Below are 12,514 nucleotides of genomic sequence, written 5' to 3' on the forward strand. Positions count from 1 at the left end.
CCGATGACTGAAGCCGACCGGCAAGCCTGCGACGTTCTCATCGAAGCCGGCTGGGTCGTGCCGGTGATTCCGCACGGCGTGGCCCTCGAGGATCACGCCGTTGCCATTTCAGGCAAGCGGATCCTCGCCGTATTGCCCACTGCCGAGGCGCGCGCGCGTTTTGCGCCGGCCGAAACGGTGTCGCGCCCGGATGCGGCGTTGATCCCCGGCCTGGTCAATGCACATGCACACAACCCGATGACCCTGCTGCGCGGGATTGCCGACGACCTGCCGCTCAAGGTCTGGCTGCAGCAGCACATCTGGCCGGTCGAAGCGGCCGTGATCGGTCCGGATTTCGTCGCCGACGGCGTGACCCTTGCGATTGCCGAGATGCTGCGTGGTGGCACCACCTGCTGCAACGAGAATTACTTTTTCCCCGACGTGCAGGCCGCGACCTACAAGCGCCACGGCTTCCGCGCGCGGGTTGGGCTGCCGGTGATCGACTTTCCGACTGCCTGGGCGCGCAGCGACGACGAATATTTTGACCGTGCCGGCGACGTACATGACAGTTGGCGCGATGATGCGCTGATCACGACTGCATTCGCGCCGCATGCGCCATACACCGTCAGCGACGCCAATTTCGAACGCGTGCGGATGCTGGCCGACCAGCTCGACGTGCCAGTGCACCTGCACCTGCACGAGACCGCGCAGGAAGTGCAGCAGTCCGTCGACGAACACGGCCAGCGGCCGATCGCGCGACTGGACCGGCTGGGACTCTTCAATGATCGCCTGATCGCGGTGCACATGACCCAACTCACCGAGGGCGAAATCCACCTGTGCGCCGAACGCGGCGTCAGCGTGGTGCATTGCCCGGAATCCAACCTCAAGCTGGCTTCGGGTTTCTGCCTGGTGTGCGCCTTGCAAGGCGCTGGCGTGACGATCGCGATCGGCACCGACGGGGCCGCCAGCAACAACGACCTGGACATGTTCGGCGAAACCCGCACTGCGGCAATCCTGGCCAAAGCCGTGGCCAACGATGCTGCCGGGTTCAGTGCGCATGAAGCCCTGCGCGCCGCAACCCTGGGCAGCGCCAAGGCGATGGGACTGGATGAGCAGATCGGCAGCATCGAACCAGGCAAGCAGGCCGACCTTGTCTGCGTGGACCTGTCAGCACTGGAAACCCAGCCGCTGCACAACGTAGTGTCGCAACTGATTTACGCGACTGGCCGCCACCAGGTCAGCGATGTCTGGATCGCAGGCGCGGCGAAATTGCGCCAGCGCGTGCTGGTCGACATCGACCTGGATGGCGTGCTCGCCAACGCACGCCAGTGGCGCCAGCGGATCGCGATGGTGCGGACAGCATGAACACATCAAGCAGCAACTTCAGCCAAAGTGAACTCGACAAGTTCGATGAGCTTGCCCAACGTTGGTGGGATCCAGCCGGCCCGCAAAAAGCCCTGCATGCCCTGAACCCCGCGCGGCTCGGCTATGTGGCGCAGCGCACGTCACTGGCCGATGCCGCGGTGCTGGATGTCGGCTGCGGCGCAGGACTGCTCAGCGAGGCGATGGCGCAAGCCGGTGCCTGCGTGACTGCGATCGATCTCGCGCCGAACCTGCTCAAGGTCGCGCGCCTGCATGGACTCGAAACCGGGATCAAGGTCGACTACCGCGAAACTTCGGTGGAAGCATTGGCAGACGCGTCGCCTGCGTCATTCGATGCCGTCACCTGCATGGAAATGCTCGAGCACGTGCCGGACCCGGCATCGATCATCGAGGCCTGTGCGCGCCTGTTGAAGCCGGGTGGACGCTTGTTCGTGTCAACCCTCAACCGCACGCCGGCGGCATTCGCATTGGCTATTGTTGGTGCCGAATACATCGCTCGCGTGCTGCCGAAGGGCACCCATCAATATCGCGATTTCATCAAGCCGTCTGAACTCGCTGCATGGCTGCGCACGGCTGGCCTGGTACTGGAAGACGTCAGCGGCCTGATGTACGAACCCTGGCGCAACAGCGCGCGGGTCGTGTCACGCACCGATATCAATTACCTCGCCTGCGCCCGCAAGCCCTGATGATCACTACAGCCGATGTGGCAGCAAGCACCGGCGTGGACACCCGGAGTTTTCCGCGGCTGGTGCTGTTTGATCTCGACGGTACCTTGCTGGACAGCGCGCCGGACATGCTGGCCACGGTCAATCGCATGCGCGACGCGCGCGGGCAGCGGCCGATGTTACTGGCAGAGCTGCGCCCGCATGTGTCGCGAGGCTCGCGGGCGATGAGTGCGGCGGCGTTCCCGGAACTGGGCGGCGAGGTGTCGCCGGAAATGATCCGCGAATTCCTGGACACCTACGAAACCGAGCTTGGCCGCAGTAGCGTGTTGTTTGACGGCGTGGCGGAATTGCTGGAAGCGATCGAGGCAGACGGCGCGCGCTGGGGCATCATCACCAACAAGCCGGAATACCTGGCGAAACAAGTGATGCCGCAACTTGGCTGGGAATCGCGCTGCGCGATCCTGCTTGGTGGCGACAGCCTGCCGCAGCGCAAGCCACATCCATTGCCGCTGCTGCACGCGGCAGAGGTGCTTGGCACGACCATCGACGACTGCGTGTATGTCGGCGACGACCAGCGCGACATCCATGCGGCACGCGCGGCAGGGATGCGCTCGGTGGTCGCGCTGTGGGGATATCGTGGCGACGACGAGCAGCCACAGGACTGGGGCGGGGATGCCATGGCAGCAAGCGTGCATGAGATCCGTAATGCAGGGTTCTGGCAGACATTGCGATGAGCGACCGCGAGGCATTGCAGGGTTTTACCGACAAATGGCTGGCGCAATGGCCGGAATGGGCCGTGGCCGAAGTCTTCGTGCCGCCCGAACGGCGCGAGCTGGCGCGGGCCTGGTTTTGCCTGCGCGATGAGCTGGCCGAAGCCGCTTGGGGCGGTGACGATCCGCGCCCGGGTGAGGCGAAGCTGGGCTGGTGGGCGGAGGAACTCGATGGCTGGTCGCGCGGCGCGCGTCGACATCCGTTGGGGCTCGCCTTGCAGCCGATGCCGGCGCCATGGACCAACCTTGCCGCCTGCCTGCCGGCCCTTCGCGCCAGCCGTGAGCGGCCCCGTGATCTGGATGCTGCCTTGTTCGCGCTGGAGCCCTATGCCGAAGCACTGGCGGGCGTGGCCCAGGGATTGTTTGATGCGCAGATGCCGGCGCCTTCACGCAGCGTGGTGATTTCCCTGCTGGCCGAACGCCTGCTGCGCAATCCTGACCACGCGACGCCACTGGGCGACCTGGATGCCCGCGGTTGGGCTAACAAACTGCTGCGGCAATGGCCGCCACCTGGCCAGGGTAGCTGTCCGGGACGCATCCATGCCGCGCTGGTGCGTGGTCGCCTGCAGCGCTTCGCTGCGGGCAAGCCGCCGGTATTGCCGCGCCTGTCGGCACTGGCCAGGGCGTGGCGCGCGGCACGCAAGTAATGCTCAGTAGGTAGGCTTGCGAACGGAACGCCGCGTTGCGCGGACGTTGGGATGCGCCTCGGTACAATGCGCCGATGACAGATTCCGTTTCCTCGTCCGCCGTCCCGGCGCACTCGCACCCGAATCCTGATCCAGCATTGCCTGATGTCGCCGCCGATCAGCCTGCACTGGCGCGTGCGCTGGATTGGGTCGGCATGGAGGGCATCTGCCTGCCCATCCGCCTACCGGACTCAGCCGGGCAGGCGATGCAGGTACCAGCGCGGGTCGATGTCGCGGTCGACCTGCAGGACTCGTCGGCACGTGGGATCCACATGTCGCGCCTGTACATGCTGCTGCAGGAGTCCCTGGCGGGCGAAGCGTTGAGTGCGCCGGGCCTGCGCCACCTGCTGGATGCCTGCATTGCCTCGCAGCAAGGCCTGTCCAGCGCCGCACGGCTCACCCTGCGCTATGACCACCTGTTGCTTCGCAAGGCACTTTCCAGCAACAACGCGGGCTGGAAGCGGTATCCGGTCACGGTCGAAGCGACCCTATGCGACGGGCACCTGCAATTGGCGGTGGACTTCAGCATCGAATATTCCAGCACCTGCCCGGCTTCCGCGGCGCTGTCGCGTGAATTGAACGCGCGCCGCTTCAGCGAGGACTTCGCCGGCACGCATGCATTGTCGAATGCGGCGGTCAGCGACTGGCTCACTTCCGAACGCGGCATGGCTGCAACCCCGCATGCGCAGCGTAGTCGCGCCGAGGTTCACGTCGAGTTGAAACCTTCTTTCCACGAACTGCCGTTGCAGTCGCTGGTGGATGCTGTGGAAGCTGTTATCGCCACGCCGGTGCAGACCGCGGTCAAGCGCGAGGACGAGATGGCATTCGCCGCGCTCAATGCCGCCAACCTGATGTTTTGCGAAGACGCCGCACGCCGGATCGCACATGCCATGTCTGGTGACGCGCGGGTCAGCGCCTGGACAATCCGGGTGGCGCATCACGAGAGCCTGCATCCGCATGATGCGGTGGCCTCGGTGGGCGGGAAAAACGTCTAGAGGCTTTTCGACGGCGAGACCGTCGGGTGCTCGCGAAGCGGCATTTCGAGCCGCGGAGCGAACACGCGGCGGTAGGCGCCATCGGCACTTGGTCAGATAGCCCAGTTACGGCGATTGGCTGCGCTCAAGCACCAGCAGCGGATCAATACGGGTCTCGAACCACGACATGCCCCAGTGCAGGTGCGGCCCGGTAACGCGTCCGGTGGCGCCCACCGCCGCAATCACGTCGCCCTGTTTGACGCTGTCGCCGACTTTCACGTCGATCCTGGACAGATGCAGGAAATTGCTGCTGATGCCGTGGCCGTGGTCCAGCACCACGGTGCCGCCGGTGAGGTAGAGGCCGGGGTCGGCGAAGGTGATCACGCCATCGGCGGGCGCCTTCACCGGCGTGCCGGTGGTGACCGCGATATCCATGCCTGAGTGCGGGGATTTCGGCGTGCCGTTGTACACGCGCTGGTTGCCGAAGCGACCGCTGATCCGTCCCTGCACGGGCCAGATGAAGACCTGCGCGAAGCCAGTGCGGTCGTCGTCGCGGGTGCGGGCGGCCGACACGCGTGCCTGTTCGCTTGCGATGCGCTCGGCGATGGCTTTGGACGGATTCACCGTGGCCGGTGGCACGCCATTGATGTTCTCGATCGGCCAGTCACGCGAAGTCACGGCAATCGAGATGATTTTCGCCGGCGCATTCGGCGCCTGCACACTGACCTGCAGCGGCCCTTGTTCATCGCGGCCCACGCCGAACACCACGCTGCCATACGGCGTGACCAGCAGGCTGCGGTCGGCAAAGCGCACTACGCTGCCAGTTGGCACCTTGCCGATCACCATTGCCCCTTGCGACACCGACGTCGGGAACACAATGCCGAGCACGTCGGCGGCATCACGCAGTGTGGTCGGCGGTGGTAGCGCCGTCTCCGTGCGTTGTTGCGCGGGTAAGGGCGAGGCCAGGGTCAGCGCCAAGCCAAGCAGGAACATGCTGGCGAGTGAACCCCTCATCGGTCGAACTGCAAACGCTGGCCGATCGGTTCGCCCAACAATGCCGCGCCGTCCCAGGCCAGATGTCCGTTGACCCAGGTCGCCGCGATCCGGCTGTGGAAGGTGGTGCCTTCGAATGGCGACCAGCCGCATTTGCTGAGCACGTCGCTGCGCTGCACGGTATAGGGCGTGTCGTCGATCAGCACGAGGTCGGCCGCATAGCCCTCGCGCAGGAAGCCGCGCTGACTGACATCGAATAACTGCGCGGGTGCGTGCGCGAATTTCTGCACCACCTGCGCGGTGGTCAACTTGCCCTCATGAACCAGTTCCAACGCCGCGTTCAGCGCGAACTGCACCAGCGGCAGGCCGCTCGGTGCACTGGCGTAGGGCCGCGCTTTTTCTTCCAGCGTATGCGGGGCATGGTCGGTGGCCAGCACATCGATGCGGTCATCGCCCAACGCGGCAATCAGGGCATCGCGATCGCTGGCGTCCTTGATCGCCGGGTTGCACTTGATCAGGTTGCCCAGGCGCGCGTAGTCCTCGCGCGCAAAGCGCAGGAAATGCACGCAGGTTTCGGCGGTGATGCGCTTGCGGCTGCCATCGGCGCGAATCAGCGGACCTTGTTCGAACAGCGCCAGTTCGTCGGCGGTGGAGATGTGCAGCACATGCAGGCGGGTGTCGTGGCGGCGCGCCAGCGACAGCGCGAGCAGGGTGGACTTGATGCAGGCTTCGCGCGAACGGATGTCCGGATGGCACTCGACCGGGATGTCGTCGCCATATTTCGCCTTGAACAGCGCCAGGTTGGCGTCGATGGTCGGCGTGTCTTCGCAATGCGTGATGATCGGTACCGGAGTGTCACGGAAAATCCCGTCCAGCGTGTCCGGGTTGTCCACCAGCATGTTGCCGGTCGATGCGCCCATGAATACCTTCACGCCGGGCGTGGCTTTCGGATCGATCACGCGAACATCGGCCAGGTTGTCGTTGCTCGCGCCCATGTAGAACCCGTAGTTGGCGCGGCAGCGTCCGCTGGCGCGGCGGTATTTGTCCTCCAGCGCGTCGCGGTTCAGGGTTGGCGGGTTGGTATTGGGCATGTCCATGAAGCTGGTCAACCCGCCGGCGACCGCTGCGGCGGATTCGATCGCCATGTCGGCCTTGTATTCCATGCCGGGTTCGCGGAAATGCACCTGGTCGTCGATCATTCCCGGTAGCAGGCGCCGGCCGCAGGCATCCACCACGTGTTCGCCATCGCGGGCGGTCAGGCCGCTTCCGATCTGCTCGATGCGGCCGTGCTTGAAACGCAGGTCGCCGTCGAACTCGCGGCCTTCATTGACCAGGCGGGCGTTGACGATCAGTGTCGAGTTCATGGGCTGTCTTTTGAAGGTGGGACCGGGTCGTGGCCACCCGGATGCAGAGGGTGGCAGCGGCCGATGCGCCGCAGCGCAAGCCAGCTGCCCTTGACTGCGCCGAAGCGGGTGATGGCCTGCATCGCATACTCGGAACAGGTCGGGACGAACCGGCAGCGGGTGCCAAGCAGGGGGCTGATAAAACGCTTGTATCCGCGCAGAAGCGCGATGAGCAATTGATCGATCACGGGGTGTGCACGGCACCTTGCACAGGCTGGCGCGGTTGCTGCTGTGTGCCCATCAGGGTATAACAGCGCGCTTTCCCCCCTCAAGGGGACATGAGGAATATCTGTTCGTGGCAGCGAAAAAACCAGTGAAAAAGGCCGCCAAGCCGGCCCCGAAGGCCGCCAAGGCGCCTGTGAAGAAGCCCGTTGCGAAGAAGGCCGTTGCGAAGAAGGCCGTTGCGAAGAAGGCCGCCAGCAAGGCTGCGCCTGCGAAGAAGCCAGCAGCCGCCAAGAAGCCGACGCCCCCCGCTAAGCCCGCAAAGCCCGCAGCAAAGAAAGTGGTCGCGAAGAAGGCTGCGCCCGCCAAGCAGGCTCCCGTGAAGGCTGCACCCGTCAAGAGCGGGACACCGGCCAAAAAGGTAGTGGTGGCCAAACAGGCTGCTCCTGCGAAAAAGCCGGTACCGGCGAAGAAGGAAGTAGCCATCAAGAAGGCCGCGCCTGCGCCGGCTGCAAAGCCGGCATCGAGCGGTAAATCCGCTAAAACTGGCAGATCAGGCAAGTCTTCCAAGCACGCAGCAGCTCAGCCAAAGGCCGTCGTGGTCTCCAGCGCGCAGAACGCACCGCGCAAGCCCGGCAAGGTTGCAGTGGCGGTGGTCGGCAGGCCGTCGGTGCCGGTGCCCAAGGGCAAGTTCAAGGTCGTGCCGTACCGAACCGACGTTACCAACGGCCGTCCTATCGTGCCGAACGGCTACAAGCCGGGTGCCGACGAGGAATACATGAGCGTGTTGCAGCTCGAGTATTTCCGCCAGCGATTGCTCAGCTGGCGCGGCGACCTGGTCGAGGAATCCAAACAGACCATCGAGAACCTCAAGGACGAAGTACGCGATGTCGGCGACGAAGCCGAGCGTGCCACCCGTGAGACCGAAAACTCGCTGGAACTGCGTACCCGCGACCGGTACCGCAAGCTGATCGGCAAGATCGACAGCACCCTCAAGCGCCTGGACAACGGCGATTACGGCTACTGCGTCGACACCGGTGAGGATATCGGGCTTGACCGGATGGAAGCGCGCCTGACTGCCGAGCGGACGATCGACGCGCAGGAACGTTGGGAGCATATGCAGAGGCAGATGGGCGACTGAGCCTGCTGCACTCGCCCAGCTGGCCATCGCTCGCGACGGCTCAATGCCTTGGCAAGCCCCCAAAAACCCCGCTTCGGCGGGGTTTTTTCATGGGCATTCCAACAGTCACGGGAGAGGTGTAGGCTCGGCCACAGGGGGGATCTGCATGACGCTGTTTGCCAGCGATACCAGCAGGAATCAGTCGCCGTTGACGGCGTTCCCATTACGCGTGGCCGGTATGGAACTGCCTTTGGCCGTGTTGCAGGCCGAGACACCACGCGCCCTTGCTGATGCCGTGATCGCGATGCTGGACGCGATCCCTGGCTGCGGCAATGTCCGCATCGATGCCGTGGCAGGAAATGGATCGGCCCCGGACTCGCATGCTGATCTGCAGGATCCAATGCGTGACGTAGGCACCTTCGTCTCGATGCCGCTGACGGGTGACCAGGTGCTGGCATTCGACTTCGCCGGCGACGCGGACGCATTGCGCAATACGCTGGCGCAGCCGCTCGAGATCGTGCGGATGCGAATGGTGCGCCTGCTGCGGGTCGAGCAGTTGCAGGCCTCGCTGGTCACTGCCGAGCGCCACGAGCAGCTGCAACGGGCCCTGTACGCGATTGCCAGCCTGGCCGATGCCAACCTGGACATCCACGACATGCTGGCCCAGGTGCATGCGATCTGCGGCGGCCTGACCTATGCCGAAAACCTGTTGATCGTGATGGCCGATGGCGACTCCGGCGTGATGCGCGTGCAGTACTACGCCGATTCCGTGACGCCGAATTCGCTGCTGGAAGGCCAGGTACTCGCGTTCTCCGAGTTCCCGAACAGCCTGACCCTGGCATTGCTGCGCACTGGCCAGCCGTTGCTCGGTAGCAGCCAGGAGTTGCGCGAACGCCTTGGCCTGGTAGTCGATCCGCGCCTTGGCGGCGAAAGCGTGCATTGGCTCGGCGTGCCGATGATCGAAGACGAGCAGGTGCGCGGGGCGGTCGTGGTGCAAAGTTATGACAACGCACACCGCTTCCGGGACGACGATGTGGCGCTGCTGACCTTCATGGCCCAGCACGTGCTGACCGCGTTGACCCGCAAACAAACCCAGGACAGGTTGGAACGCGAGGTCCACAAGCGCACCCAGGAGCTTGCCCGGGTCAATGATGAGTTGCGCAAGGAAGCGTCCGAACGCGAGCGCAGCCAGAGCATGCAGGCGGCGTTGTTCCGGATCGCGGAACTCGCGAGCGTACACGGCAGCCTGGATGAGTTCTATGCCGGCGTGCACCAGGTCATGGGCGATTTGGTGGACGCCCGCAATTTCTTCATCGCGCTGCTCAACGAGCAAGGCGACATGCTGGAATTCCCCTACGCCGTGGATGAGCAGGACGAAATATTGATTCCCCGCTACCTGACCAAGGGGATCAGCGAGTATGTGATGCGAACCCGTGAGCCACTTCTGTCCACTGCCGCGCAGTTGCAGGTGTTGATCGATGCAGGCGAGACCATCGTGTTCGGTACTTCGCCGGAATGGTGGCTGGGGGTGCCCCTGCTGCTGGATGGGCGCTGCCTGGGCTTGATCGTGGTCCAGAGCTACGTCCCCGAACGCAGCTACACGCTGGAAGACCAGGAAGTGCTGTCATTCGCGTCGTACCATATTGCTGCAGCTCTTGAGCGCAAGCAGGTGCAGGAGCGGCTGCAGCTCGCCTACGCGGAACTCGAACTGCGGGTCGAGGAACGTACACGCGAACTCAAGCATGCGAACACCGAACGGCATACCCAGATCGCAGTGCGTGAGAAGGTCGAGTCCAGGCTCAAGCACCAGGCCATGCATGACTCGCTGACCGGCCTGCCCAACCGCGCGGCCTTGCTGGAGCGGCTGTCTCAGGTGTTGGAGCGCTATCAGCTGGATCCTTCCCGCCCGTTCGCACTGCTGTTCATGGACCTGGACCGATTCAAGGTCGTCAACGATTCGGTCGGTCATCCGGTGGGTGATGAACTCCTCATCGAAGCCGGTCGTCGCATCTCTGCCTGCATCGGCTCGGGCGATCTGGTCGCGCGGCTGGGTGGCGATGAGTTCACGATCCTGCTCGAATCGATCCACGGCATCGACGATGCATGCCGGATCGCGGACCAGGTCATTGCATCGCTGGCCGACCCGATCCGGATCGGTGGCAAGGACATCTACACCTCGGCCAGCATCGGCATCACCCTTTCGGATCCACGCTACCAGCAGCCCGAGGAACTGGTGCGCGATGCCGACGTGGCGATGTATCGCGCCAAGGCACATGGCCGGCAACGCCATGAAGTCTTCGACCAGCAACTGCACGAAGAAGCCTTGCTGGTGCTGGACATGGAAAGCGATCTGCGCCGTGCGATCGCCAATGACGAATTCGAGCCCTACCTGCAGCCGATCGTGCGGCTGGAAGACGGCGAGTCGATCGGCTACGAGGCGTTGCTGCGCTGGAACCATGCCAAGCGCGGACTGCTGCTGCCGTGCGATTTCCTGAGCCGGGCGGAAGATGCGGGCAGCATCGAGCAGATCGACTGGTTGTTGTTCGAGACGGTGTGCAGCCAACTGGCCCACCTGCAGAACCAGCACGGATACGTGGGCATCAATGTCTCGCCGCGGCACTTCCGCTCGCCGCGTTTGGCTGAGCAGCTGCTGGAACTGATCGATGCCTACAAGGTGTCGCCGCAGCGGATCCGCATCGAGATTACCGAAGGCGCATTGATCGACAATCCGGAACAGGTCAGGACCACCATGTTCCGGCTGCGCGATGCCGGCGTGCTGACCATGCTGGACGATTTCGGTACCGGCTATTCCTCATTGTCCTACCTGCACAAGTTTCCATTGCACGCGCTCAAGATCGATCGTTCGTTCGTGGCCGACCTGCAGCCGGACTTGGCTGGCAGCAGCGCCGCAGTGGTGCGCGCGATCCTGGCACTGGCCGGGTCGTTGGGGATGGAGGTGATTGCCGAGGGCATCGAGACTGAGGTCCAGCGCAATGCGCTGCGCGAACTGAAATGCCGGGTCGGGCAGGGTTTCCTGTTCGCACACCCCAGGCCGCTGACCGAATTCGCCGCCTGTGCATAGTCGGCATTGATCGGGTGCATGGATCACGAGGGTCACCCGTGACTATTCCTTACTGCAGGTCGCGCATGTCCAGCCGGCGCAGCTTCGGTGCTTTCAAGGCGGTGATGCCGACAATACCAATCGTCACGCAGCCGCCAACCACGACCGACGTTACCAGTCCCAGCAGGCGCGCCATCGAACCGGAATAGAACGCGCCCAGTTCGTTCGATGAACTGATGAACAAGCCATTGACCGACGACACCCGCCCGCGCATCTCGTCCGGCGTGGCCAATTGCAGCACGGTCGAACGCAGCACCACCGAAATGCCATCAAACACGCCCGACAGCAGCAGGAAGCTGGCCGACAGCCACAGCACCGTGCTCAGGCCGAAACCAATCATGCAGGCGCCGAAGCCCACCACCGCTGCGAGCATGATCCGGCCAGCGTTGGCCCGCAGCTGCCAGCGCGACAACACCATGGCCACCGCCACCGAACCAATTGCAGGGGCCCCGCGCAGGACGCCAAGTGCTTCCGGACCAGCGTGCAGCACGTCCTTGATGAAGGCAGGCGCCAGCGAAATGGCGCCACCGAACAGCACTGCGAACATGTCCAGTGCGAGTGCGCCCAGCAGGATCTGGTGGCCGAACACGAAGCGCAAGCCCTGGCCAATGCTGGCCAGCACCGGGCCGCGTTGCAGTTGCAGCGGGGGTTCTGTGACTGGCATGCGCAGCAGCGCGACCGCTGCGGCAATCGCGAACGCTGCTGCCAAGCCATAGGTCATGGACTTGCCGATCACTCCGATCAGCACGCCACCAACCGCCGGGCCGATCACCATGCCAGTCTGGAACACCACGCTGCCCATGCTTGCTCCGCGAGCGAACTGCTCGCGCTTGAGTGCACGCGCGAATAATGCGTTGTAGACCGGTCCCAGGAAGGAACGTCCGATGCCACCGACCGCGATGGCCAGGTAGATAGCCCACAGGTGGTCCACTCCCACCTGATGCGCGGTGATCAGCGCCAACGCGCCTGCATTCAATGCCAGTCCAATGCAGGCGGCTGCGCCCAGCTTGCGCCGCGGCAGGGTATCGACCAGGTGCCCGGCGAATGGCGCCACGCAGAAATACGGGATGACCTCAGCCAGGCCGACCAGGCCCAGCGACCACGGGTCGCCGGTGAGTTCGTAGATATGCCAACCCACCGTGATCGCCACGATCTGGTAGGACATCAACGTGCAGATGCGATACAGCAGCAGCCAGCGGAACCCGGGAACACCCGCTGGCGACATCGTCAGTGTCGCGTCGGCAGCCTCGCCCGGCGG

At 64.2% G+C, this 12,514-nt stretch carries 11 protein-coding genes; 7 read left to right on the plus strand and 4 right to left on the minus strand.

Annotation, left to right across the window (positions count from 1 at the left end):
- Window positions 1-3 precede the first annotated feature (3 nt).
- From PSV05_RS06980 to folE2, 5 genes are all read left to right on the plus strand, one after another.
- Window positions 4-1,344 carry a TRZ/ATZ family hydrolase gene (locus PSV05_RS06980; RefSeq protein ID WP_300063532.1) on the plus strand — a complete coding sequence of 447 codons (1,341 nt, stop codon included), beginning with the start codon at window positions 4-6 and terminating at the stop codon, window positions 1,342-1,344.
- Window positions 1,341-2,048, plus strand: coding sequence for a bifunctional 2-polyprenyl-6-hydroxyphenol methylase/3-demethylubiquinol 3-O-methyltransferase UbiG (gene ubiG / locus PSV05_RS06985; RefSeq protein ID WP_300063535.1), 708 nt, complete (start codon window positions 1,341-1,343; stop codon window positions 2,046-2,048). The genes PSV05_RS06980 and ubiG overlap by 4 nt, the downstream gene beginning before the upstream one ends.
- Window positions 2,048-2,761 (plus strand): phosphoglycolate phosphatase, encoded by a 714-nt coding sequence (gph, locus tag PSV05_RS06990; RefSeq protein ID WP_300063538.1) that lies wholly within the window; start codon window positions 2,048-2,050, stop codon window positions 2,759-2,761. The genes ubiG and gph overlap by 1 nt, the downstream gene beginning before the upstream one ends.
- Window positions 2,758-3,444, plus strand: a complete 687-nt coding sequence (locus PSV05_RS06995) for a phytoene/squalene synthase family protein (protein WP_300063541.1) — start codon at window positions 2,758-2,760, stop codon at window positions 3,442-3,444. The genes gph and PSV05_RS06995 overlap by 4 nt, the downstream gene beginning before the upstream one ends.
- Window positions 3,445-3,518: 74 nt before the next feature.
- Window positions 3,519-4,478 (plus strand): GTP cyclohydrolase FolE2, encoded by a 960-nt coding sequence (folE2, locus tag PSV05_RS07000; RefSeq protein ID WP_300063543.1) that lies wholly within the window; start codon window positions 3,519-3,521, stop codon window positions 4,476-4,478.
- 105 nt (window positions 4,479-4,583) lie between these two features.
- Here folE2 and PSV05_RS07005 read toward each other — a convergent pair whose 3' ends face one another.
- From PSV05_RS07005 to yidD, 3 genes are read right to left on the minus strand one after another with little or no spacing between them, the layout of a single operon-like run.
- On the minus strand, window positions 4,584-5,471 hold the full coding sequence (locus tag PSV05_RS07005; protein ID WP_300063546.1) for a M23 family metallopeptidase: 888 nt from the start codon (window positions 5,469-5,471) through the stop codon (window positions 4,584-4,586).
- Window positions 5,468-6,814, minus strand: a complete 1,347-nt coding sequence (locus tag PSV05_RS07010; protein WP_300063549.1) for a dihydroorotase — start codon at window positions 6,812-6,814, stop codon at window positions 5,468-5,470. Before PSV05_RS07010 ends, PSV05_RS07005 begins: the two co-directional genes overlap by 4 nt.
- Window positions 6,811-7,041, minus strand: coding sequence for a membrane protein insertion efficiency factor YidD (gene yidD, locus PSV05_RS07015; RefSeq protein ID WP_300063551.1), 231 nt, complete (start codon window positions 7,039-7,041; stop codon window positions 6,811-6,813). The genes PSV05_RS07010 and yidD overlap by 4 nt, the downstream gene beginning before the upstream one ends.
- Window positions 7,042-7,148: 107 nt before the next feature.
- On the opposite strand from yidD, the gene dksA reads away from it, so the two are divergent.
- Both dksA and PSV05_RS07025 read left to right on the plus strand, forming a co-directional pair.
- Window positions 7,149-8,156 carry an RNA polymerase-binding protein DksA gene (dksA, locus tag PSV05_RS07020; RefSeq protein WP_300063554.1) on the plus strand — a complete coding sequence of 336 codons (1,008 nt, stop codon included), beginning with the start codon at window positions 7,149-7,151 and terminating at the stop codon, window positions 8,154-8,156.
- A 145-nt stretch (window positions 8,157-8,301) separates the two neighbouring features.
- Window positions 8,302-11,217 carry an EAL domain-containing protein gene (locus PSV05_RS07025; protein WP_300063557.1) on the plus strand — a complete coding sequence of 972 codons (2,916 nt, stop codon included), beginning with the start codon at window positions 8,302-8,304 and terminating at the stop codon, window positions 11,215-11,217.
- A gap of 49 nt (window positions 11,218-11,266) precedes the next feature.
- Here PSV05_RS07025 and PSV05_RS07030 read toward each other — a convergent pair whose 3' ends face one another.
- The gene (locus tag PSV05_RS07030) at window positions 11,267-12,481 is read right to left on the minus strand and encodes an MFS transporter (RefSeq protein WP_300065376.1); all 1,215 of its coding nucleotides are present in this window, start codon (window positions 12,479-12,481) and stop codon (window positions 11,267-11,269) included.
- Window positions 12,482-12,514: the final 33 nt, after the last annotated feature.

Origin of the sequence: Thermomonas sp. (genome assembly GCF_029945965.1) — a bacterium.
GTDB lineage: Bacteria > Pseudomonadota > Gammaproteobacteria > Xanthomonadales > Xanthomonadaceae > Thermomonas.

Excerpts from the sequence above, each read along its gene's own strand:
- PSV05_RS06980 (WP_300063532.1), top strand. The coding sequence starts at position 4 with ATGACTGAAGCCGACCGGCAAGCCTGCGACGTTCTCATCGAAGCCGGC.
- ubiG (WP_300063535.1), top strand. The coding sequence starts at position 1,341 with ATGAACACATCAAGCAGCAACTTCAGCCAAAGTGAACTCGACAAGTTC.
- gph (WP_300063538.1), top strand. The coding sequence starts at position 2,048 with ATGATCACTACAGCCGATGTGGCAGCAAGCACCGGCGTGGACACCCGG.
- PSV05_RS06995 (WP_300063541.1), top strand. The coding sequence starts at position 2,758 with ATGAGCGACCGCGAGGCATTGCAGGGTTTTACCGACAAATGGCTGGCG.
- folE2 (WP_300063543.1), top strand. The coding sequence starts at position 3,519 with ATGACAGATTCCGTTTCCTCGTCCGCCGTCCCGGCGCACTCGCACCCG.
- PSV05_RS07005 (WP_300063546.1), bottom strand. The coding sequence starts at position 5,471 with ATGAGGGGTTCACTCGCCAGCATGTTCCTGCTTGGCTTGGCGCTGACC.
- PSV05_RS07010 (WP_300063549.1), bottom strand. The coding sequence starts at position 6,814 with ATGAACTCGACACTGATCGTCAACGCCCGCCTGGTCAATGAAGGCCGC.
- PSV05_RS07025 (WP_300063557.1), top strand. The coding sequence starts at position 8,302 with ATGACGCTGTTTGCCAGCGATACCAGCAGGAATCAGTCGCCGTTGACG.
- PSV05_RS07030 (WP_300065376.1), bottom strand. The coding sequence starts at position 12,481 with ATGTCGCCAGCGGGTGTTCCCGGGTTCCGCTGGCTGCTGCTGTATCGC.